Origin of the sequence: Cryobacterium sp. MDB1-18-1, assembly GCF_004402735.1 — a bacterium.
GTDB classification, from domain to species: domain Bacteria; phylum Actinomycetota; class Actinomycetes; order Actinomycetales; family Microbacteriaceae; genus Cryobacterium; species Cryobacterium glucosi.
In genome coordinates, this window is the sequence record NZ_SOFR01000041.1 from 1 (window position 1) to 21,413 (window position 21,413).

Annotated in this window: 24 protein-coding genes; 4 read left to right on the top strand and 20 right to left on the bottom strand. The window is 60.2% G+C overall.

All coding sequences use genetic code 11. From position 1 onward, the window contains the following. Positions 1-282 precede the first annotated feature (282 nt). The 9 genes from E3O50_RS09215 to E3O50_RS09255 form a co-directional block, all read right to left on the bottom strand. The gene (locus tag E3O50_RS09215) at positions 283-666 is read right to left on the bottom strand and encodes a hypothetical protein (RefSeq protein WP_134445790.1); all 384 of its coding nucleotides are present in this window, start codon (positions 664-666) and stop codon (positions 283-285) included. 149 nt (positions 667-815) lie between these two features. Continuing rightward, positions 816-1,196: a hypothetical protein gene (locus tag E3O50_RS09220; RefSeq protein WP_134445791.1), complete on the bottom strand. Its 381-nt coding sequence runs from the start codon at positions 1,194-1,196 to the stop codon at positions 816-818. An 84-nt stretch (positions 1,197-1,280) separates the two neighbouring features. Continuing rightward, on the bottom strand, positions 1,281-2,225 hold the full coding sequence (locus E3O50_RS09225; RefSeq protein ID WP_134445792.1) for a hypothetical protein: 945 nt from the start codon (positions 2,223-2,225) through the stop codon (positions 1,281-1,283). A 72-nt stretch (positions 2,226-2,297) separates the two neighbouring features. Beyond that, positions 2,298-3,044 carry an SDR family oxidoreductase gene (locus tag E3O50_RS09230; protein WP_166788255.1) on the bottom strand — a complete coding sequence of 249 codons (747 nt, stop codon included), beginning with the start codon at positions 3,042-3,044 and terminating at the stop codon, positions 2,298-2,300. Continuing rightward, positions 3,037-4,194: a homoserine O-acetyltransferase gene (locus E3O50_RS09235; protein ID WP_134558623.1), complete on the bottom strand. Its 1,158-nt coding sequence runs from the start codon at positions 4,192-4,194 to the stop codon at positions 3,037-3,039. Before E3O50_RS09235 ends, E3O50_RS09230 begins: the two co-directional genes overlap by 8 nt. Positions 4,195-4,267: 73 nt before the next feature. Further along, positions 4,268-5,266: a cysteine synthase A gene (cysK, locus tag E3O50_RS09240; RefSeq protein WP_174774593.1), complete on the bottom strand. Its 999-nt coding sequence runs from the start codon at positions 5,264-5,266 to the stop codon at positions 4,268-4,270. Between the two features lie 148 nt (positions 5,267-5,414). After that, positions 5,415-6,254 (bottom strand): arginase family protein, encoded by an 840-nt coding sequence (locus tag E3O50_RS09245; RefSeq protein ID WP_134445796.1) that lies wholly within the window; start codon positions 6,252-6,254, stop codon positions 5,415-5,417. Positions 6,255-6,326: 72 nt separating this feature from the next. Further along, complete coding sequence (locus tag E3O50_RS09250; RefSeq protein WP_198413471.1) at positions 6,327-7,202, bottom strand: YqcI/YcgG family protein; 876 nt, start codon at positions 7,200-7,202, stop codon at positions 6,327-6,329. Further along, complete coding sequence (locus tag E3O50_RS09255) at positions 7,172-8,149, bottom strand: DMT family transporter (protein ID WP_134445802.1); 978 nt, start codon at positions 8,147-8,149, stop codon at positions 7,172-7,174. The genes E3O50_RS09250 and E3O50_RS09255 overlap by 31 nt, the downstream gene beginning before the upstream one ends. On the opposite strand from E3O50_RS09255, the gene E3O50_RS09260 reads away from it, so the two are divergent. Beyond that, on the top strand, positions 8,148-9,566 hold the full coding sequence (locus E3O50_RS09260) for a PLP-dependent aminotransferase family protein (RefSeq protein WP_134445798.1): 1,419 nt from the start codon (positions 8,148-8,150) through the stop codon (positions 9,564-9,566). The two genes, E3O50_RS09255 and E3O50_RS09260, sit on opposite strands and share 2 nt — an antisense overlap. Before the next feature lie 249 nt (positions 9,567-9,815). On the opposite strand, the gene E3O50_RS09265 is transcribed toward E3O50_RS09260, so the two are convergent. The 8 genes from E3O50_RS09265 to E3O50_RS09300 form a co-directional block, all read right to left on the bottom strand. Then, positions 9,816-10,418, bottom strand: coding sequence for a hypothetical protein (locus E3O50_RS09265; RefSeq protein WP_134445799.1), 603 nt, complete (start codon positions 10,416-10,418; stop codon positions 9,816-9,818). 101 nt (positions 10,419-10,519) lie between these two features. Next, positions 10,520-11,134: a hypothetical protein gene (locus E3O50_RS09270; protein ID WP_134445800.1), complete on the bottom strand. Its 615-nt coding sequence runs from the start codon at positions 11,132-11,134 to the stop codon at positions 10,520-10,522. A 114-nt stretch (positions 11,135-11,248) separates the two neighbouring features. Continuing rightward, positions 11,249-11,524: an ATP-binding protein gene (locus tag E3O50_RS09275; RefSeq protein ID WP_277870835.1), complete on the bottom strand. Its 276-nt coding sequence runs from the start codon at positions 11,522-11,524 to the stop codon at positions 11,249-11,251. Positions 11,525-11,663: 139 nt separating this feature from the next. After that, positions 11,664-12,653 carry a tyrosine-type recombinase/integrase gene (locus tag E3O50_RS09280; protein WP_134558624.1) on the bottom strand — a complete coding sequence of 330 codons (990 nt, stop codon included), beginning with the start codon at positions 12,651-12,653 and terminating at the stop codon, positions 11,664-11,666. After that, positions 12,650-13,582 (bottom strand): tyrosine-type recombinase/integrase, encoded by a 933-nt coding sequence (locus tag E3O50_RS09285; RefSeq protein WP_134558625.1) that lies wholly within the window; start codon positions 13,580-13,582, stop codon positions 12,650-12,652. The genes E3O50_RS09280 and E3O50_RS09285 overlap by 4 nt, the downstream gene beginning before the upstream one ends. Beyond that, positions 13,579-14,751: a site-specific integrase gene (locus tag E3O50_RS09290; RefSeq protein ID WP_198413623.1), complete on the bottom strand. Its 1,173-nt coding sequence runs from the start codon at positions 14,749-14,751 to the stop codon at positions 13,579-13,581. The genes E3O50_RS09285 and E3O50_RS09290 overlap by 4 nt, the downstream gene beginning before the upstream one ends. A gap of 144 nt (positions 14,752-14,895) precedes the next feature. Further along, a complete protein-coding gene (locus E3O50_RS09295) occupies positions 14,896-15,459 on the bottom strand; it encodes an ATP-binding protein (protein WP_241980940.1) in 564 nt (187 codons plus the stop codon). After that, positions 15,456-16,697, bottom strand: a complete 1,242-nt coding sequence (locus E3O50_RS09300) for a helix-turn-helix domain-containing protein (RefSeq protein ID WP_194087899.1) — start codon at positions 16,695-16,697, stop codon at positions 15,456-15,458. Before E3O50_RS09300 ends, E3O50_RS09295 begins: the two co-directional genes overlap by 4 nt. Before the next feature lie 198 nt (positions 16,698-16,895). Here E3O50_RS09300 and E3O50_RS09305 point away from each other — a divergent pair, with 198 nt between their 5' ends. Both E3O50_RS09305 and E3O50_RS09310 read left to right on the top strand, forming a co-directional pair. Continuing rightward, positions 16,896-17,168, top strand: a complete 273-nt coding sequence (locus E3O50_RS09305) for a helix-turn-helix transcriptional regulator (protein ID WP_134558626.1) — start codon at positions 16,896-16,898, stop codon at positions 17,166-17,168. Then, positions 17,161-18,399, top strand: a complete 1,239-nt coding sequence (locus E3O50_RS09310) for a HipA domain-containing protein (protein WP_134558627.1) — start codon at positions 17,161-17,163, stop codon at positions 18,397-18,399. The genes E3O50_RS09305 and E3O50_RS09310 overlap by 8 nt, the downstream gene beginning before the upstream one ends. 171 nt (positions 18,400-18,570) lie before the next feature. Here the strand turns inward: E3O50_RS09310 and E3O50_RS09315 are convergent, their stop codons facing one another. The 3 genes from E3O50_RS09315 to E3O50_RS09325 form a co-directional block, all read right to left on the bottom strand. Next, a complete protein-coding gene (locus E3O50_RS09315; protein WP_166790624.1) occupies positions 18,571-18,894 on the bottom strand; it encodes a helix-turn-helix transcriptional regulator in 324 nt (107 codons plus the stop codon). Positions 18,895-19,556: 662 nt separating this feature from the next. Continuing rightward, complete coding sequence (locus tag E3O50_RS09320; RefSeq protein WP_134558629.1) at positions 19,557-19,937, bottom strand: hypothetical protein; 381 nt, start codon at positions 19,935-19,937, stop codon at positions 19,557-19,559. A 14-nt stretch (positions 19,938-19,951) separates the two neighbouring features. After that, positions 19,952-20,542 (bottom strand): HAD domain-containing protein, encoded by a 591-nt coding sequence (locus E3O50_RS09325; protein WP_166790625.1) that lies wholly within the window; start codon positions 20,540-20,542, stop codon positions 19,952-19,954. Between the two features lie 89 nt (positions 20,543-20,631). Between E3O50_RS09325 and E3O50_RS09330 the strand changes: the two genes are divergently transcribed. Next, positions 20,632-21,300 carry a hypothetical protein gene (locus E3O50_RS09330; protein WP_134558631.1) on the top strand — a complete coding sequence of 223 codons (669 nt, stop codon included), beginning with the start codon at positions 20,632-20,634 and terminating at the stop codon, positions 21,298-21,300. Positions 21,301-21,413 lie beyond the last annotated feature (113 nt).

The following is a 21,413-nucleotide window of genomic DNA, read 5'->3' on the forward strand; positions in this document are numbered from 1 at the left end:
CCCAAAACGTTAAACGAACGCTCAAAGGCGACAACGGTCGAGCCATCGACAACACCCCACGGAACTCAGGGTGTTGCTCTCACCACCTGAACTCGCCGCCCATGAGTTTCAAGACACATGGGATACAGGACACTCTGTGTGTAGGACACAGTCACAGCATCCCGTCAGAATCTACTTCTCGGGGCACCGGGGCGAGAGGCCCGAACGACGTGCGAGCAATACGGTAGCTCCCCAGCATCGGATCGTTCACCAGCTCCAACCCAGAGCGGGCACAAATCTGCATCAACCGGAGAAGGAATCGTCGATGACGGCCTGAGCCGCTGTAGCTGCGTCCTTGAACCGGTCCTCACGAATGGCAGTGACCGGCGTGTCATATCCAAGCCACGGGTTCGCGCCAATAAACCAAGCACGGGCGACATGCTCACCTTCAGCCTCAGCCAGCATCGTCCACTGCTCGTAAGCGAATTGAAGGCGCCGCATTGCCTCGTTCTTCGGCGCGGGACCATCGGCCTTCGCCCACCGATACGAGAGCTTCGCGTCTTTACTCCCGGCCAGAGAGGCAACTAGAGTCCCGCCTAACGACCCATTCAACCGGCGAGTGATCTCCGGAATATCAAGCTTGATCATCCGCGTGTGAGCAGACGTGACGCGCGTGGTAATAGCCATGTAATCCTTCAATCGCCGGTGCTACCGGAAAAACCCGCATAACCACTTCAATACCACCAGTATTACACTAAATTCTGAGTTCTGACCGAACGGGTGTCACCGGGATCGGTGCGGCGGCCACCTGGCAATCTGCGTCCGGAGTGAACTCACTACCCGGCAGCAAATGAGCGAGCAGCGGCCAGCACGCGAGGGCCGACTTCATCCGGATTGCCCTCACGAATGAGCCGCGCCGGCGCCGTGTCCTCGAGCTGCGGGTTCATCCCCTGAAACCACGCCTGGACCACTCGCGGCTGGTCCCGCTCAGTGAGCAAGCCGGCGACCTGGTAGGCGAGCCTCAAACGGCGAATCGCCTCGGCTGGCGGTTTGCGTGTGCCCTCGGCCCACTGCCGTACGGCCCGGGTTTCAGTCACAGACCCCAGGTAGGCAACCAGTTGGGCGCCCAAGAGCTCGCGCAGCTGGCCGACAAGTTCAGCGATGTCCGAACGGATGGAGAGCTCGTATGCCCGCAGTCCGGGAGTGGTTAGTGACATGTAATTAGCCTAGCGTTTCGTCCAACCAAATGCCATCCTTACACCATGCGAAATCCCACCTCGAATGACCGATGAGTCTCGTTCTCACTTCGCCATCGCTACGCCATGAATATCCTTATTCATAGAAGTACCTGGCGGCAGACGCTCAGCGATGGCCCTCGCGAATCGAATTGCACCCTCTTCAGCGAATGGCAAGCTAAGGGATGGTTCGCACAGTTCCAGTTCGAGTACCAGTGGAGCCCCTTGATTATCACGAATGAGGTCGATCCGACCGTAAAGCAAGGGGGCCTCAAGCCCCAGGTGCGCCGCTGTTGCCTCCAGCGCGGCCGAAGCTACCTGTCGCTCATCATCGCTCGCGTCACGTGATTGGCGGGTGTCCTGAGTGGGGGCGATTGTTCTCCCATCGGGTAAGAGCAAGGCGCTCTTACGGATGGCATGACTGTACTGGCCGTCAAAGTAAATCGAGTCCGTTTCCCCAATTTCATCTATTGAATCGAAGTATGGCTGAATCAGTGCTTCACAGCCTCCCGCTAGGAGTCCTGACAAGTGTTCAACGGCTTGATTCTCCTGATCGATCGCGAAACGCCGAACGTCTTTTGAATAGGCGCCGACGGAAGGTTTCACAACGAACTCGTGCGCGGTTGGGTGCTCGGCCAGAAACACCCGAAGGGCGGACCCCGGTTCTTCAGAAGGATGCACAAATGAGCTAGGAACGACTGGAATGCCCCACGCTTGTAGATCCAGCAGGTACCGCTTATTCAGGCTCCATCGGATAGCAGCCAGCGGGTTCAGGAGTCTGGTATCCCTGCTTACCTGTGCGCACCAGGTAAGAAATTCAGGAAGTTTTTCTACATACGTCCAGGGTGAGCGCAAGACTGTAAGCGCATAGCGCGACCAGTCAACGTCCGGGTCATCCCAAAAGCAGACATCTGCACTGATACCGGTAGACCGACAAGCACTGAGCAGCGGGGACATGTCGTAATCGATTGGCAGGCTAGCTGCGTCGCTCACGAAGGCGATTTTTTCCATGGTAGATAGTCCTTTCATCGACCGGCGGTTCATTCGAACGAAGCGGCACTGGTACTTGCGGTCAGCTATCTGTCACCAAGGAAGCATCTTGCCCATGTGGGTAAAGCTGCCGGTCGGCCCGTCGTTGGCTAATAGAGCCATCTCGACGCTTGTGCGAGCTCCGGTGCTGACGTCGAAGTCGCCATCGCCGTCATTCAGATCCGTTTTGGTGTATCCAGGGTGGACTGCATTGACCTTGATGTTGGTTTCGCGCAACTCAAATGCGAGATGAACGGTCCAGGAATTTATTGCGCTCTTTGAGGCGCTGTACGCCGGCAACGATTTGAAGGTCGGGCTGAAGGCATACGAGTTCGGATCTGTGTGAGTCTGCACTGATCCCAGCAGGCTTGATACGTTGACGATACGGCCTGCCTTGGACTTGAGTATCAATGGCAGGAAGGCCTGAGTTACCTCGACGACGCCAAAAAGGTTCGTTTCGAACGTTTCGCGCCATTGATCCAATGGCTGCTCGGAAGGTTGCTTGCCATACTTCTCGACCCTAATCGCCGCATTGTTGACAAGGATGTCCAAGGTGCCGTACTCCCGTGCGACCTCTGCTGCTGCTTCCTGAATGCTCGCTGTATCGGTCACGTCGAGCAAACAGGGCGCGACGTCGAGACCTGCTGCCTGGAGAGTCTCCGCCGCCGTGACAATAGCCTGCGGGTTCCTTCCGCTAAGCAGGACGCTCACACCGCTGATCGCGAGTTGCCGTGCAATTTCAAACCCGATCCCTCGATTAGCTCCGGTAACAAGAGCTCGTGATGGTGTTGCGTTAGTCAAGAGAGCCTCCCGCTCGTCGATTCGAAAAGAGTGGTGCCGCGTCCCGAAGTTGCGGCAGCAGCGACGACAGAAAACGGGCGATCGGCGGGCCGAACCGACGCAAGTCGATGAGGAAGGCGTCATGTCCCTCCTCCGATTCCATCGCGAGGAATGTCACATCTGTACCTCCGGTTCGTAGTCCCTCGGCAATCTGATCCTGTTGATGCAACGGAAACAGAAGATCGGATCTCACCCCAATCACCATGGCCCGTTCTAGGTGCATACCGGCCAAGGTCCCCATGTCGCCGAGATCGAACCTGTCGATGGAGCGACTCAGGTAAAGGTAGCTATTGGGGTCGAAGGTTCGGGCAAAACGGCGCGCGTGATAGTCCAGATACATTTCAACGGGTAGTTCTGGGGCAAAGTGCGGACTGCTTGAGCCCCACTCCCCGGCTTTATCCCGGCCGAACCGACCATCCCATTCCAATGCCGAGCGGTACGAGATAAGACCAAGCTTGCGGGCGGTGATCATGCCGTTTTCCGGATACTGCTCCTGGTTGTACTGCCCCCGACGCCAGTACGCGTCGGTTTGTATTGCTTCCCGCTGTACAGACCGAATTGCACTTGCAAATGGCGTTGAATGCACTGCTCCCGAGATGTTGATGTGGTTTCGGACCAGCTCGGGATGACGGGTGATCAGCGCAAGCGAGGCCATGCCCCCCATGGATGCTCCGATGACGCACTCTACGTGGGGTATGCCGAGTGCGCGGACTGCGGATGCGGCGGCGTCGGCAATGTCCTCGATGGACAGTTCAGGGAACGATAATCGGTAGGATTCCCCCGTTCTCGGGTCGACAGAAGCCGGGCCGGTCGACCCCTTACAGCTTCCCAGAGCGTTAATACAGATGACATGCCACTCGTCCGTGTCCACCGGCCGACCGGGCCCAATCATGCCCTCCCACCATCCGACTGTGGGGTCGTCTTCATGGGAGGCGGCGTGGGCGCTGGGCGAAAGACCTGTCAGGATCAGGATCACGTTGTTCCTGGTTTCGTTCAGGTTCCCGTAGGACTCGTAAGCGATCCGGGAGCCATTCAAGACCCCACCGCGTTTCATGGGGAATCCGTCCGGTAGAGCCACGAAACGGGTTGCTGACGAAATAAACTCAGGCACGTTCTGCCCCCTTGCCGCGGCAAGGGATCAACAAAAACCGGCCCCGACGGGCGTAGGCCTCACACTCCGACACTTAGGCATGAATCTCCTCCATAGCGCTACTCTCGACCGTCGGCTCTAGCGAATCCAACCAGGCATCATCCGAGCCCTCTTCTACACCTTCGAACCAAAACGTGGACAGGTATCGTTCGCCGGTATCGGGCAACATGGCGAGGAACACGGAGCCTTCAGGCGCATCCTCAGCGATGCGCAGCGCAGTGGCCAACGTCGCCCCAGAGGAGATGCCGGCAAAGATGCCTTCTTCTGCGGCCAAGCGGCGCGCGGTATCGCGGGCAACGATCTCATCGATCGTGGTGAGCTCGTCGATGACGGTCTGATCTAGGACAGTCGGCACGAAGTTGGGCGCCAGCCCCTGGATGCGATGAACGTTCCACGGCTTCCCAGAAAGAAGGGCTGCATTCGCCGGTTCGGTCGCGATGATTTTCACGGCAGGGCGAGCGACTTTGAGCATCTGCCCCACTCCGGTAAGGGTACCGCTGGTGCCGAATCCAGTCACGAAATAATCCAGCCTCTTCCCGGCAAAATCGCTGAGGATCTCAGCGGCTGTCGTTTCTCGGTGAAATGCCGGATTGGCGGGGTTGTCGAACTGTCGTGGACGGAACCAGCCGTGCTTCTCGGCGAGTTCGTCTGCTATTTGATTGCCGCCGCTGCTTCCCAGAGATCCAGGAAAAAGGATGACCTTGCCACCGTAGGCACGGATGAGCTTCCTACGTTCTACCGAGTAGGTATCGCCCATCACTGCTACAAATTTGTAGCCCCGCGCGGCCGCGACCATCGATAATGCGATACCGACGTTGCCGGATGTGCACTCGATCATAGTGTCACCTGGCTTGAGTAGGCCTCGCGCTTCTGCGTCCAGCACAACAGCGAGAGCAAGTCGATCCTTTACCGATCCGCCCGGGTTGAATGACTCGGCCTTGACGTAAACGGTTGTGTGGTCGGGACCCATCCGATGCAGTTTGATGATCGGCGTACGGCCTATGGTGTCGAGAATACTGTCATGCAAAGGCACTAGGTGGTGCTCCATTCTGGGTATCGTGCATTCAGTTTTAAGACAGCTGACGCTACCGCTCCGCTCGAGGCCTCATATCGAGGCCAAAATGTACGAGTGATTGGGGCTGCCCTGCGGCCATCTCCCCTTTCGCGCTCCCTGCCTGGCATCAAAGTGTCTTATTTCCCTCGGACAGCGCAAACACTCCTCGCAGAACTGGATTGACGATGTCCAGGATCGTCTCAACCGCGAGATTGTCTGTTGCGTCCACTCCGGTGACGTTGAATTCAGCCATTTCGATTCCGATGAATTGCTCTGGCTGAATAGCTTGCAGAATCTCTCGCAGCTGTGTTGGTAAGAGGCCTCCCGGAACTGTGTAGTCTGCGGGTACGTGGCCTGGCTCCAACACGTCCCAGTCAATGTGGACCCACACTCTGGCACCGTTGACGGCCTTCACTACTTCGGCCGCTGTGGCATGTTCTGGCGGGATAACTCGCACACCGGCTAGATTCAGCGCTTCCTTTTCTGCTGCGTCGATATCACGGCTGCCGACAAGGATAGCGTTCTCAGACTGTAGGCCCGAACCGTGGCCGCTATCCCAAAACCCACACGCACCAGAGAGCACCATGCCTCCGAGATATCCAGTGTCTGTAGTCTCTGGCGTGTTGAAGTCGCCGTGGCCGTCGATATAGAGCACTACGGCGTCTGGGTGTTCTTGAGCCACTACAGGCAGGGAAGCAAGGCTGGCTGAGCAGGTATTGGCCGAGATGACGGGGAAGTTGCCGTCTCGGATACTTGACCGGAGTGCTTCTCCTAGTGCCAAGAGCGTTGCTTGAGCCTGCGGCAAGCTAATGCTCCAGTCGTCCTTTGCCGGCAGGGACGGCTCGCCAATGTACCTTCCTTTGAGGCCATACTGTTCTTCAAATGCCTTGGCGGTTAGCGCTGCACCGCCAATCATTCCGCTTGCTCGATCTGCCACGCGGCCCTGACTAACAATCAAATCAATCATAGATTTTGGTACCTGTCTCTGCGTTGAATACGGATGATCCCGGTGCTCGTTCTTGAACTCGCGCACGGGCCTTTATTGACCATTGAATTTGAAAGGGCACTCCGGAATACTTTGCGAGTTGTCGTCTGCCAATCCATACTGCTGCCATTCAAGAGCGCCTTCTCCGTACGAGCCCAGCTGATCTGAGTGAGGTATGGCGTCGTACTTGTCAATGCGCTGGCGGATATTCGCGCGCGATTTGCGCCCTCGCGGGGTGTCTCCCGCGACGATGTCAAAGCGTTCTCGCGGGTTTATGACAAGAATAAAGTGCCTGCCCAAGTTCCGGCTAGGTCTTTCGACGTGAGCAGCATTGCTCATGTTGCAGAACAGGGGCATTCCATCGAAGCACATTGACCAGTTTGTTGAGTCAGGGCTGACGTCTATTCCCTCGGGCCAGGGCATCGGATCAACGTCATGGAGTGCTTGCAGAATGCGCCAGCCATGCGCCTGGTATTCAGCGACGGTGCCGGCTTGCACTGCGGTCAACGAGAATGCCACGATGAGCGGATACGCCGTATCGATTCGGCCATCCCACGCTCTCGAGAGTTCTACATACCTTTGAAGTCCATCCGCTAGGTATTGGATGCCGTCGTCGTCTAGGCGGTCAACGAAGATGAACTTTACGAGCTTCTTTTTGTAAGCATTTCTTGAAAAGATGCAGGGAAATCCTGGATCGCTAAGTCGCTGCTCGAGGTCATCGAGGACGTCGCGATGCCACGGCTCATGCCGTTGACCGACCTCCGATTGTGAAACTAGATTTAGCGCGCCTACCTCAACAGGGGTATGAATGATTGCTCTCCAAGGATTCGTCTTCGCTGGCCGTATGGACAGTTGTCGCGCCGACGTACGAGCGCGGCAACCGGTGAAGTTGAGTCTGGTTAGCCTCTCAATTCGAGGCTGACTGGCGATGCCATTTGGCTATCCGTCTTGGAAATTTTTGTGATCCGAGACCGCACCGCGATTGCGGCGCACAAGATTACGGCGACACCGCCCAGCACAGTGGCCCAAGTTAGTTGCTCGCGCAGAATTAACGCGGCCCAGCAGATTGTCATGACGGGTTGAGCTAGTTGTACTTGGCTAACCTGTGCCATCGGACCAATGGCAAGCCCTCGGTACCAGGCGAAGAAGCCGAGGAACATACTGACCACAGCTAGGTAGCCAAAAGCAGCCCATTCAGCTGGGCTTCCGGATGGCGCATCGTCAACGATAGAGAAAACTGTTAGTCCTGCCATTAGAGGCGACGAAAGTAAGAGGGCCCAGGACACGGTTTGCCACGCACCAAGTTCACGCGCGAGAAGGCCGCCCTCGGCATAACCGACCGCTGCAGCGATAACTGCGCCGAACAGCAGAAGGTCTGACTGGTGCAACTCGTTCAGCCCGCCACCCTGTATGGCTGCGAATATCACTGCGGCGATCGCGCCAATGGTCGCCATGACCCAAAAAGACAAGGGTGGGCGTTCGTGTGTACGAATGACGACCATCACAGCGGTTGCGGCGGGGAGAAGAGCGATCACCACTGCGCCGTGACTCGCCGGAGCAGTAGTGAGTGCGAAGGACGTTAATAGAGGAAAACCGACGACGACGCCGCCCGCCACCAGAGCGAGGCGTGCCCACTGAATTCCTTGGGGCATGCGCTGCTTTGTTAACATAATTGCCGCCGCCGCTAAGAGTGCGGCAATGACAGCGCGGGCCGATCCGATGAATAGCGGGGACATCCCGCCGCTCTCCACTGCTATGCGAGTGAATGGGACGGTGAACGAGAACGCGACGACCCCAAGCAATCCCCACCATAATCCATCTCGGCGAGGGGATAGCAGTGGTCTCTTTGGATGGATAGCGCTACTATCATGACTCATGACCGATAATAGCAGTGCATCGCGCATCGTTGACGGAATTGGGATATTTATTGCTTCAGCAGCGCCAGGGGCACAACTCCCATCGACTAGAGCCTTGGTTTCGCAGTACGGCGCAAGCCCAGTAACGGTGCAGAAAGCCTTGCGTACGCTCATGGCTCGGGGCCTCATCGAGAGCCGACCGGGTGCTGGTACCTTCGTCCGGGCGCAGCGCGTTGCAAAGCCCAACGACTACGGCTGGCAGACGGCCGCGCTCGGAGCACCGCGGAGCAACCTGCCCGCCCTGTCCTCCGCAATGCGGACGGTTCCCGAGGATGTGATTCCCCTGCACTCTGGATATCCAGACCCCGAATTGCTGCCTGATCGATTGGTCCGTGCAGCATTTGTTCGGGCGGCGCGCAGGGATGCTGCAGTTACCCGCTCGCCTGCCGCAGGCATGCCCGAACTCCAAGCGTGGTTCGCGACAGAATTGGGATCATTCGCACCGTCCGGTGTCACACGTCCGGCGTCGACCGACGTGATTATTCTTCCCGGAAGCCAAAGTGGACTAAGCACGGCCTTCCGCGCCCTTGTCGATCGGGGCCGCCCCTTGCTGATGGAATCACCTACATACTGGGGAGCGATTCTGGCAGCGGCACAGGCCGGCGTACAGGTTGTACCTATACCGAGCGGTGCCCACGGCCCGGATCCGGAAGATTTAGCGCGCGCGTTCGAACAGACCGGAGCACGAGCCTTCTATGCTCAACCAACCTTCGCTAACCCCACAGGAGCCCAATGGTCACCAGACCGGGCAGACAAAATACTGGAAATCGTTCGCCGTTACGGCGCTTTCATGATCGAGGATGACTGGGCCCACGATTTCGGGATCACGACTGAGCCCACGCCTATAGCCGCACGTGACGACAGCGGCCACGTTGTGTACCTTCGCTCCCTAACTAAGAGCGTGTCACCCGCGGTGCGCATCGCAGGAATCATTGCCCGCGGTCCTGCACGTGAGCGGCTGCTAGCTGATGTTCATGCCGAATCTATGTATGTAAGTGGGATCCTCCAAGCCGTTGCACTTGATGTCGTTACTCAACCAGCTTGGCGGACTCACCTACGCAACCTACGTCACCAGCTGGCCGCTCGGCGTGACCTTCTCGTGGACGCATTACACGACTTTGCCCCTATCGCTCATCTGGAGGCGGTGCCAAAGGGTGGACTGAACCTCTGGGTGCGCCTGCCGGATACCACGGACTTGCCCACGTTCGTGCGGGACTGTGAAAGCAGCGGTGTACGTGTCGCCCCTGGCAACGAGTGGTTCCCCGCCGAGCAAACCGGCGCGTACATTCGGCTTAACTTCTCTGGTCCGAATGCTGCCACTTTCACGGAGGGCGCCCAACTAATTGGGCAAACGCTCGAAAAACATCGAAGATTTTGAGCGGTCGGCTGTCGTCTTCCAAACCGCCTGCACAATGGGCCGCGCATTGTCGGGGTTGTGCAGCCGAGTGTTGAGCGGTGGTTCGAGGGTCGACAGCCTGCCACTGATTTTCTTGCTGCGGCGCAAGCGACGGGTATCGTTCTGCCCTAGCGCGAAACGCGTCCGGTCGCCGATGGGGTATCGGCCACGCTCACTGAGGTATCCCGGATTCGACCGGCACTGAAGAAGGTCCTCTGCCACGTCAGCAGCTCACACGCTAACGACGCCCAAGGTGCCTGCGATCCAGCGCCCCACCGTGCTTGTCGCGAAATGCTTACTTGCGTCTTCTAACAATCGAGGCCTGTCACGGCTCAGCTCTCGCTTCACGTTGCCGAGGGACACGTCACAATATTCATTTCGGGAGAAGTTCTCGTCGTAGTAGACGTAGCCGCCCAATCGATCGAGGAACTGACTGTTTTCGTGGGAAATCACTCGTAGATCGTGAGTTGCACGAATCAGATCCTGTGAGGTTTCTGCGGCGCGGACGGAGTCTGCAATCACCGTCCATACATAGTCGCTTCGTGTCGGCGGTTCCAGGGCCATCGCCACAAACGCGTTTGCGATGTCGATCCGAAACTCCTCGTCAGTAACAAAGTCGTCACGGTACCGGCTGACCATTTCGAGCAGCACAGGATTGTTCGAATCGTGCGAGATCCACTCAAGTGCGCAGCTGTCGATTGAGCTGCGTAGACCAAGCCGCAGCTCCCATCGTGCGATGGCTTCGAGCCAGCGTGCTCGTGGCTCCGTGAGGTGGTCTGGAATCCTCGGCGGTGGAGGTTCTTTGCCGGTGGGCGGTTCAAGATTTCTAGTCATCCTCTTGGAAGCTCCTTCGACTACGTCTGGTGGGTACCGACGAACTCAAACAGCTGATCTGGTGGCGAAGTGTCGTCAGTCACCGGCACCTCGAGCCACCACTAAATCGCTACGCTCGCCTCCAGTTCATTCCGGATTGCACTCAATTCGCCGGCCACATCGAGGGACTTGCGCATAGTGCCCCGTGCAACCCGAATGGGCAGAACATCGATCACCAGGGCGGAGCCTGCGTCGCCAGTGATCTGAAATCTCACTCCTGGCCACCAGCCGCCCCTGGTCGTGCTTATCCGCGCCGGTTCAACCCCAGCGACGCGCGCAACGTCCACCCGTGCCGCCAACCATGCGTTGGCCCCGGCGTAGATCCACAGCGAACCCCGGTCCACGACGACGGTGACGTAGGCACCATTCAACGACCGGATGCGACGGCCACCATTTTCAGATGCCAAGCGGCGCAGCGTCATGACCGCAGGGGTATCGGCCATGAACTGATGGAGAGCAACGTTCGGATGCGCCTGCGCCACGATTATTGCGCGCTGACCCGTCCGACGGGCGATGATCCAGAACGCCAACGCGGTAACAGCCGGAATACCGAAGATGATCAGCCCCAACGGCGCCGCAGATAGAACACTGGATTCGTCCCCTCTGAGCACGGTCCACCACACCACACACAGGGCCAGTGATAAGGCGGCCAGACCGCCGAAAACGCGCAGGAGCATGATGCGACTTTAGCGCGCACCGGGAATGGCAAACGCTGCAGAATACGCCCCTGACGGCGCTCAGCGAATTTCCCCAGTCCTGCTCATCGAAGCTCCCCAGGTCGCGAGGTTAGGTTAGCGGAAGTTTGTGCCCGTTGTCACGCGGCGGAGCTCGTTGGATTGGGCGGTGTGGTTGCGGAGCCGGTAGGAGCCGCCGTCGAGGGTGACGACGACGGATCGGTGCAGGAGCCGGTCGAGCATCGCGGCGGCGACGGTGGTGTCGCCGAGGATCTCGCCCCAGGCGCCGACGGGCCGGTTCGTGGTGATCACGATCGACGTTTTCAGGTAGCGCTGGTTGATGACCTGGAACAGTGCCGACGCGGCCTCGGCGGGCAGCGGAAGGTAGCCCAGCTCGTCAACTTATGCAGATGTCTGCATAAGTCGACTTATGCCGACTCCGTGATTATGCCGATGTTGTCGTGGTGACGGTCGAATCGTCCAGTGTTTCATTGGGTCCTAACGCCCGGCGGCTGCTGGGATGTCGGCATAATCACAGTCCTTCCAGGAACGCGAGGAGTCTGTCGGCGGGGTGATATCGGCCGGCCTTCGATTCCACCGGAGTGGTTTTCGCGAGAGCGCGTTCCTTGATCGTCATGTCCGCGTGGATGTAGGGATCGGTGGATCGAGTATCGGCGTGGCCCAGCCAGAGCGCGATGACCGTGGTGTCCACTCCCGCGTGCAGCAATGTCATGGCCGTGGTGTGCCGCAGCGCGTGCGGGGAGAGCTTCTTCGAACCCAACGTCCCGCAGGCGATGGCCGCTCTCGCATGGTGGGCGGTCAACCGGTGTTCGATCGCGTCGCGGCTGAGGCGCCGACCGGTGCGGGTGCAGAACAGCGGAGCGGTGGGAACACCTGCTCGTTCAGTCAGCCAATGTCGAATAACTGTCGCTGTCGCCGTGGTGAGGGGGATGGCCCTTTCCTTGCGTCCTTTTCCCTGACATCGGACGTTCGCGCCGGTGCCGGTGCTGACATCGGCGCAGTTCAGGTCGGTCAGCTCCGAAACGCGAAGTCCGGTCTGGATGCAGAGCATCAGCCAGGCGTGGTCGCGGCGGCCTTCCCAACTGTTGAGATCCGGAGCGGCCAGCAGGGCATCGACCTCATGGGCGGTGAGGTAGGACACGGTGGCTTTGTCGAACCTTTTCGGCGGAATCGCCAGGACCCGGGCGATGATGTCGGCGTGCTCGGGGTGCTGCAGTGCGGCGTAGCGGAACAAGGATCGCAGCGCGCCCAGGCGGGCGTTTCGTGTGCGGGCGCTGTTTTGCCGGTCCGTTTGCAGATGATCCAGGAACTCGCTGATGGTGGTGTGATCCAGATCTGTCCAGTCCAGTCGCGACGGAGCCTTCCCAGTTCTCTCCTGAAGGTAGGTGAAGAGCAGCCGCAGCGTGTCACGATAGGCGGCGATGGTGTGGCTGCTGGCCTGACGCTGCTTGGCGAGGCGGTCGGTGAAGAACATCTGCACCGTCGCCGTGATCACGGTCACGAGGTCACCTGCCCATTGCCGGGTTCGAGGTGGCCGGCGGCCAGCGCGAGCAGCTCGGGGGCGGCGGAGAGATACCAGTAGGTGAACCGGGGCTCGCGATGCCCGAGGTAGGTGGACAGGTATGGCAGGCGGGCATGGACGTCGGCGCCGCTGCGATACCAGTTGACCAAAGTGGTGATCGCGAAGGTGTGGCGCAGCGCGTGGAGGTGGGGCCCGCGGGCGGCTCCGACGCCGATCCCGGCGTCAGAACACAGGTCATGGAAGATGGTTTGGACAACGGGATAGAGCAACCGTTTTCCTGTGACCGTGACGAAGAAGCTCGTGGTGATTGGTGTCGGAAGGCGCTTGTCCCGCTGGGCTGCGTAGGCGCGAAGCGCAGCAACGGTGCTGGGTTGCAGGGGAACGTTGCGGGTTTTGGCGAACTTCGATTCCCGGATCAGGACGACTCCTCCGGTGAGGTCGATATCGGCGCCGTCCAGCCGGATCGCTTCCCCGATGCGCAGTCCCGTCACCGAGAGCAGACCGATCAGGGTGGAGTAGGTCGCCGCGGGCAGCCGTGAATCCAAGGTTCGGTGTGCCTGGTCCATGAGGGCGGTGATGTTGTCGGCGGTGAAGATGAAGGGTGGACGCCACTGCCGTTTGGATGGGAAGAGGCCGATCGGGGGGACTTCCGTCGCGGGGTCGATGCCGGAGAGGTAGCGGGCGAAACCACGGACGGCCGTCATCCGGTGGGGCCAAACGACGCTCCCCGGCTGGGCCGGCTGCAACTCAACCCAGGTGATCGCGTGGCGAATCGTGACCGTTGGCTGTTCGTTTGCCTCCATCCAGGCCACGAACCGGGGAAGTAGCCGGCCGGCATCAGCCAGCTTGTAACCCAGATTGTGACGCAGCTCGAGGTAGTGGTCCAAGGATTCGGTGAGCATGGTCATGAGTTCTGCCCCGGCCAGTCCTGGGCCATCTCGCGCAGCGAGGCGATATCGACCTTCGCATAGATGGCGGTCGTCGCCAGATCCCGGTGCCGCAACACCTGACCGATATCCACCAGCGGTGTTCCCTTCGTCAGCATCTCCGTCGCCAACGCATGCCGCAGCCGGTGCGCCTTTCCGGCCGGGCAATGTGCCCGACGGCCCGCCCGCCGCACCACATCTCCGACAAGATTCGCCGGGATCGGTTTGCGCGGAGCCCGTTCGGTGATGAACACCTCCCGGCAAGGTGACGCCGGCCGTCCCTGCTGGAGATAGTCGGCCAATGCCTCACCGGCGTCGACCGGAAGAGGCATTCGGTCGCGGCGGCGCGCTTTGCCGCGGACGGTGATCTCCCCGGCGCGCCAGTCGATATCATCCAGGCGCAGCCGGGCGACCTCGATCGACCGCAATCCCAGCCGTGCCAACAACAGCATGATCGCCCGGTCGCGGCGGCCGGTGCTCGTGCTGCAATCGCAACTGGCCACCATCGCCTCGACCTGCTCGACGCTCAACGACACCGGCAGGTGTGCATCGCGCCAGCCAGCGACCGAGGGAACACATCCCGCCAAATTCCAGCTGGTCCGTTCAGTTATGAAGAGGTAGCGCAGCAGTGATCGCATCTCGGCGACCCGGCCGCGCGCAGACCCCAGACTCACCCGCCCACTCTCGGCCAGAATGAAGGCCGAAACGTGGGTGCCCGACAGTGTCGATGTGTCGACTAAATGCCCCGCAGGTTGTCCGATCTGCAGGAACCGTCGCGCTAGATTCTCATACCGAAGCACGGTCATGGTTGCGAGGTCCTTCTCCTGGAATAACCACTGACGGTAATCCGTGAGGACGCTCTCCAGCGGAGAGACCGCAGCGACGGGAAGCGGTGCAAGCACCCCTTGCTCGCGCAACAGCTCCAACATCACCGCGAAATTCGGCCAGTAATATTTCTGGCGGAAGCCGGCCTGTGTACGTGCGGCCACGAAGACCGCGACGCGGCTTTCATTGAAGTCGGCGGCGGCCAATTGCTCGTCGACCAACCATCGGCCGACGTCACCGACGACCTTCAACATGTTTCGCCGAGTGCCCGGCGTGTAGCCGGCGGAAGCTAGTTTCGAATCCAACCCGGCAATGTAGGGCGCCATCGCGCCCGGCTTCCTGCGAGTTCCTGACATCATTTCGTCCCCAAATTGGAGGCACGATACCTCCTCGGGGATAGCTTCAACCGAAGCCGCAATTATGCCGACAATATTCGGACGCACCAGTAGCGGATCCCAGCACTACCGGCACTATTTCCGAGCGTCCCCAGCAACATCGGCATAATCACGGAGTCGGCATAAGTCAACGATGAGCAGGCTGTAACGGCGCAGCCTGATGAGCTCGGCGGTGAGTTTGCCCCGTGAGTGGGCTTCTTGGAGTCGAGTCACCCAGCCCGTCGCAGTGTCGAAGAGGACCCGGTGGCCGGCTTTGGCGGCCTTGATCCCGATCCCGACGGCGAGGTGCGTCTTCCCGGTCCCGGGAGGTCCGAGGAGGACGACATTCTTCGCTTCGGTGAGGAACACGCTCGTGCCCAGGTGTGCGATCAGGTTCCGGTCTGCGGAGGGCTGGTGGTCGAAGTTGAAGTCCTCGAGAGTCTTGTGACCGGGGAACCGGGCGGCCTTGATGCGGAGCGCTGCCCCCGAGGCTTCTCGTTCGGAGACCTCTTTGGAGAGCACTGCGGCGAGGTATTCCTCGTGGGACCAACCCGCGTCGCGGGCCTGGTCGCCCAGGCGCCGGAACGCTTCGCTGATCCGTGGTGCCCGCAGCGCGCGGGCGTAGTACTCGATCTGCGACGCCGCTTCCGACCCGGTCATGACGCGACCGCCAACACGGTCGGCGCGGCGTCGATGTCAACGCTGAAGAGTTCGTCGTAGCGGGCCAGCGAGGCCATCTCGACCACGGCCGTGACCGTGGGCCGCCGGGCGCGTTGGGCTTGGAACTGCGCGCGCAGCTCGGCCGCGCGGAGGACATGCGCCGGGTCGGTGACGGTCAGTTGCCGGGCCCATTTCCGGCGGTGGTTGGCGATCAGGACCCCGTCGTGGTGGACGGTCACACGCTCGAGGCTCGCTGCCACGTCAACAACCCGGCCGATCATGGCCGGGTCGACGGAGTAGTCGTTGCTGAAAGCGCGAACGTAGTAATCCCGTGGGAGCCGGACGCTATTGCGGAACATCACCTCCGGCGCCATCGGTGGCAGTCCGCGCATCGCCGCCCGGTCGATGCGGACCAAATCGCCCGGTCGCCCTCGTCGCGACCGGGAGAGCCGGTTGTTCGCGATGGGCAGCCAGCCGGCCAGCTGCTGATTGAAGTCGTCCGGAGAGGTGAAGGCGCGCCCCGACATGAAGCGGCTCCGGAAGAAGCGATTCATCCGCTCGACCATGCCCTTGGACTCAGGATCGCGGGCCTTGAGCAGCTTGATCTGGGTGCCGAGGGTGCCGGTGAACGCGGCGGCCGGATCGGTGAGTTTCCCGCGCCCGATGCCGGTCTCGTTGTCCCAGGTCAGCCGGGCAGGAACGGCCTCGGCCTCCTGCAGCAACGACCACATCCCGCCGAGCAGATCCGGCGTCGTCCGAGACGGCAACATGCGGGCCTGGATGAATCCGGAGAACGTCGACGTCATCACCAGAACCGGCGGTGCAGCAGCCTGGTCATGGCCCAGCGGCAGGTCTTCGTGCGGGAACCAGAGATCACACTGGACCTGGAACCCGGGCGGGTGCACCAGCCGATCCGTGGGATCCGGCACCGCATACTCCGGCCGCAGCTCGGCGATCTTGGCCCGGAACAGCGACGGAGACCCCGACCAGCCCACCCGCTCGGCGGCGGTCGCTGCCGGCATCGTTGGCGTCGCCGCGAGCAACACCCGCACCTGGCCGGCGAACGCGTCGAAACTCGACCCCGTCGGCTCACGCTGATACGTCGGCGACCGATCCACGGCCAGCGCCCGATCCACCGTTCCCCGGGACACTCCGATAAGCCGAGCTATCTCCCGCTTCGAATGCTTCCCCGTCGAATGCAGGTGGCGAATCTCTGCCCAATCATCCAATTTGATCACCTTCCATAATGGTTGGTGGCCCCATTTTCAGTTGGCGTTTCTGGCCCTGTTTTCAGTTGGCGTTAACACGGCGCGGTCTAGGCGCCTTCGTTAGTCTTCACGCAGTTGCGTTTGACTACGATAAAGCCGTCGTGCCGATTGACGGTGATAAGACCGTCAAGTAATATGAAGGTGATATGACCGTCAAGAGGGGCACCTATGGCATCACGCGGTGAAGTGAGAAGCATTGAGGCGCTCGGCCGGATGCTGCAGCAAGGCCGCCTGGTCAGCGGGCTGACGCAGCGTGATCTTGCCGAAAGGCTCCAGACCGATCAGAAATACATCTGGGCTTTGGAATCTGGTAAGAGCACGATCGTTTTGGAGCGTATCTTCGCGGCAATGCGGGAGACCGGGGTCCGAATGTATATGGAGATCGACGACTCGCCAGATGCGCCACTTGGCAACGACATTGCGCGCGACTCTGATGGCTGACTTGCGGGTGGAAATATATGGCGAGCTAGTCGGTTGTCTAGTCGGCGCCGATCGTCGTGCCTTCGATTTCAACGCGGACAAGAACGCCATCGATGTCTTTGGGCTTGGTAGCACGATCCTCTCCGAGTCTGTTCCTTTCGACCTCGTTGTCAACCGCAGCAGAGCCGCACGACGCCGCAACTTTTTCGCAGAGCTACTTCCCGAGGGAACTGCGCTGGATAATCTCGCCGCCGAGATCAGGGCCTCTACCGACGACATCATCTCGCTATTGGCTCAATTTGGCCGAGATGTCGCCGGGGCTGTTCAGATTTACGACCCTGAGGCGGCGGGCGAGCCTCGTACGCCAGATGTGGCCTTGGTCGACGGGGTCGAAGTCGGAAAGATGCTCACCAACGCGCAGGCTGCCCCGCTGGGAAACCGACCGAAGTCCGGTCGGACGTCGCTGGCCGGTGTGCAGGACAAGATCGTTCTGGCGCTCAAAGGTGATCAGTGGTTCCAAGTGCTTGAGGGCTACCCGTCCACCCACATCGTCAAGCCGCCGTCCGCTCGTTACCCGAGCATCACGTTTGATGAGGAATACGGCTTCCGCGCGGCCAAAGCTGCTGGCCTGACCACATTCGACGCATGGATAGAAGATTTCGGTGGGGTTCTCGGCCTCGTTATCGAACGCTACGACAGGTCACCGGATGCACCACAGGGACGAATACATCAGGAAGACATGAACCAGGCCCTGGGGGCATCGAAGAATGAGAAGTACCAGGAGTTCGGCGGGAAAGTGACGCTCAAGCGAGTGGCGCACGTCCTTGGGCGCAATGGTGACCGGCGCTCCGTAGACCAGCTCCTCGGGTTGCTGACCGTCTCGCAGGCCCTGGGAAACCTTGACATGCACGGCAAGAACATCAGCATGCTCCACATGCGGGACGGCAGCACGGAAATTACACCGGCCTACGATGTCGTGCCCCAAACTCACCTCGATAGCGACGGCAAGATGGCGTTGGCCGTCAACCGGAAGTACTTGCACGCGGCGATCACCATTGACGACCTCATCGCGGAGGGTCTCTCGTGGAACATTCGTTCACCGCGCGCGGTCATCATCTCAGCGCTTGAAGCCGTGGAGAGTTTCGCCCATTCGGAGAGTCCGGTCGACAACGCCTATGTCGGGCTGCAGGATGATGTCCGCAGGTTCACCCGAAACCTGCTCGAGGGACGCCCGACCGGGGAGACTCGGTAGATCGTCCTGTTCGCAGCCAAGCGACGATCGTCCGAGAAGAGTCACCGTTCACGGCGGGCAGAGGGGACTCTGTCGACGATGGCGGAGTAGTCGTTCCGGAGGATTGAGGCGTACATCGGCATTGTGACTCTATCCACTGATGGCGGGCGCCGGGAGCACTCGAAGTCGGTGTCAGAAATCATCGTCGTATTCCGTGGGCAGTCTCATTCTCGTGGGGAGCAGGGCCAGGCGAGTGTTGATTAGCTCTCGTGGGCCCTCCTCGGTGGCGCCAACAAGGGGGATGCCGAGCAGGGCCGCAACCTCGAATACCGTGCCGATCGATGTGGCGGTGGAACCTTTCTCAATGGCGATAAGAGTCCCCGCGGAGATGCCTGCACGCTCCGCTATGTCGCGTTGCCGCCAGTGAATTAGTCGGCGCTCGGCGGTGATTTGCTGCCCAAGGATAGTGATGGCTTCAACGGTCCAGGGTGAGTAAGTGCGGGCTTTTCTTGCCATGGCCATCTCCATAAAGTGCAATGTATTGGTGCTAAGAGTACTTTGGCAGCAATACATTGTGGTTTGAGGCTGAGTTCGCTGCAAGCCGGGTCTCAGCGAACCGCATGGATGTGCGCCGGGTGGGCATGAAGAATATGCGGAGCTGCAGGGTTCGGGCGGGAGTTAGCGTCAAGGTTGATTTCTCTCTCCTGACGCCGATGACGTGGAGCCCGGCTATTTAGGATGGCGCCGCTCGGATGGCCTTTCTTCATAGTCCGACAAGTCACGCATCGAGAGCTGGGCAAATGCATACTCCGGACCCTGCGTGAGATCGGAAAGGGCTGACTGACGTCGACTCCGACCGACACTTCGACCTGAGGTTTGCCGACTGCACGCTAGGCACCGAGAACGGGAGAGGACTTGTCATATCGTCGCGGGAGGCACGGGACAATGATTCCGCGGTGCGCAGCGTCACCGAGGCCCTCGGGCGGGCCGGATTTCCGGTCATCGACGTAACGAGAGACGAACCCGAAACAACCACGTAGTTTCCGCGGCATCGAGGAAGACGGGTAGCAAGGCCGCAGCGCGAGCGAGCACCGGCGGCTATGGTCCAGTTGTTGCGCCGGCTAGTCCTGCCGAGAGATGGCCGAACGTCTGTCTGTATCCCTGCGGCTCTGTGCTTTTCAGTGACGCAAGATTTCTGCTCGGCGTGTGGCGCGTTGGACTACAGTCTCGGCGTCGCCCGACCGCAACCTTTCAAAATTGCTAATGCCGTCTTGGGGGTCCCTGTAGACCAGCCAAAGGGCGATGCTCCACTCGTCAAGGGTGTCGCCCAGGGCTTTCAGTACTCTGTCCAAGCTGGGGAGGAATTCGCCATCCGGGCCGAATTGGAAGCTTGGGAAGAGCAAGTCACCCTCGAGGGTGCTGACTGTTAGGAGTTTCCCGTCTCGGGCCAAGCCAAGGACGGAGTCTTCCGTGAGGTCAAGCCATTCCTGCACCCCTGCACAGTCGTAGAGCGGCCCGACTGCGTCAACTAGGAGCCGCGTCGCTTCTTCTTCGTCCATGGTCGGAACTCTACTCAGCGGTCACGTTGGAAGCCACTGATCGTTGACGCTTCTGGTCCCGATTTCAGCGCGTTTAGCCAGGCTCGCATCGCGTGGATGTCATCCGGACGGAGGCCGACCATGGGGTGCGGGGGAATCATTAGGCTGGGCGTGCCAGCCGTGGCACCGAGCACTTTCCAGCCGTGCAGTTCAACTTCGCTGTCGTCCGTCCAGATGAACGGCCCTGCCTGGGCGGCTTGATCTTCGAGGAGGCGTTGAGCTTTCCACCAGCCCCGGGCTTCGCCTGAACTGCGAGGCCCCGGAGTCAGAGGCAGGATCCGACCATTCGCCAGACCGCCCAGTTTGGGGACCAGCAGTCGCCTGACGGCATCGACTTCCACCCAGGTGGTCAGCCAGACCAGTTCAAGAGCGAACTCAGCCCGCAACCTGTCGAGGGCCTCGATCAGAGCAGGTGCCCAGACCACGTCATAAGTCGCGGCCCTGTCGTCATAGTCAACGAAGACTGAAGCAGTCATCGTGGGACCCCAAGCTGCGTCTGGGCGCCCGAATGGGCAGACACACCCGTCCACATCCAGGTACAGTCGCGGCGCAATCGGTTCAGGCATCTCGGACAACTCGGGGTCCTCTCTTGCGGGTTCTTCGACGCTACATCGCAACCTTGCCTCAGCTCACACGTGATGGAAGCATACGAACCATGACTGACAATCACGTACCCGACGATGCCGCTGACGGACCCGTCTCAGAGGCTGAGGCGCTTCGGGTCTCCGGCGATACTGTCAGGCGTCTAGCGGAAGCCGTGGCTCGATTGGCGGTCGATCCCGACTACTTCTTGCAGGCCCTCACGGACATGCTCCTGGCGATGGAGCCAATATCACGGGAGGAGCCGACTGAGAACGAAGTGCGTTTTCTGATCGAATCGGGCGCATTCACCGCTGAGGCGTGGGCCGCACCGTCGGCATCCGTGGACAGAGGAGATTGGCAACTCCGTAGAACTGAGGGATGGCTGCTGGACCTTTTCTCAACCATGTCGCTGGAGAGCGTGACAGGATTTCTGGGATGGGATGAGGGAAGAGTCCGGGCGGCCGTTATAGACGGGCACCTGTATGCGTTCGAGATATCCGGTCGGCTCCGCTTTCCCACCTGGCAATTTAACGTCGGATCCCCCGTGAAGCTTCTTCCGGGGCTCACCGAAATCATCGAAGTCATTGCCCCGCGATGGAGCTGGCAGAGCGCCGCGGGATTTATGGCCACGCCGCAATCAGAACTCGTCGCCGAGGGACGTCAAACCCCGGTTGAATGGCTCCGTGACGGAGGCAGCGTCAACGACGTGAGAGACATCGTCGAAGCTTCCGAATGGTTGTGAGAAGGTTGCGTCCTGGTTACGTCCCTGTGAGTGGTGTGGTTTCCCGCTCTTGAGCGTTGCTTCTTCAACGCGAAGAGCCACCGTGGGATGGTCAGTGAGTACCGACTAAGCAA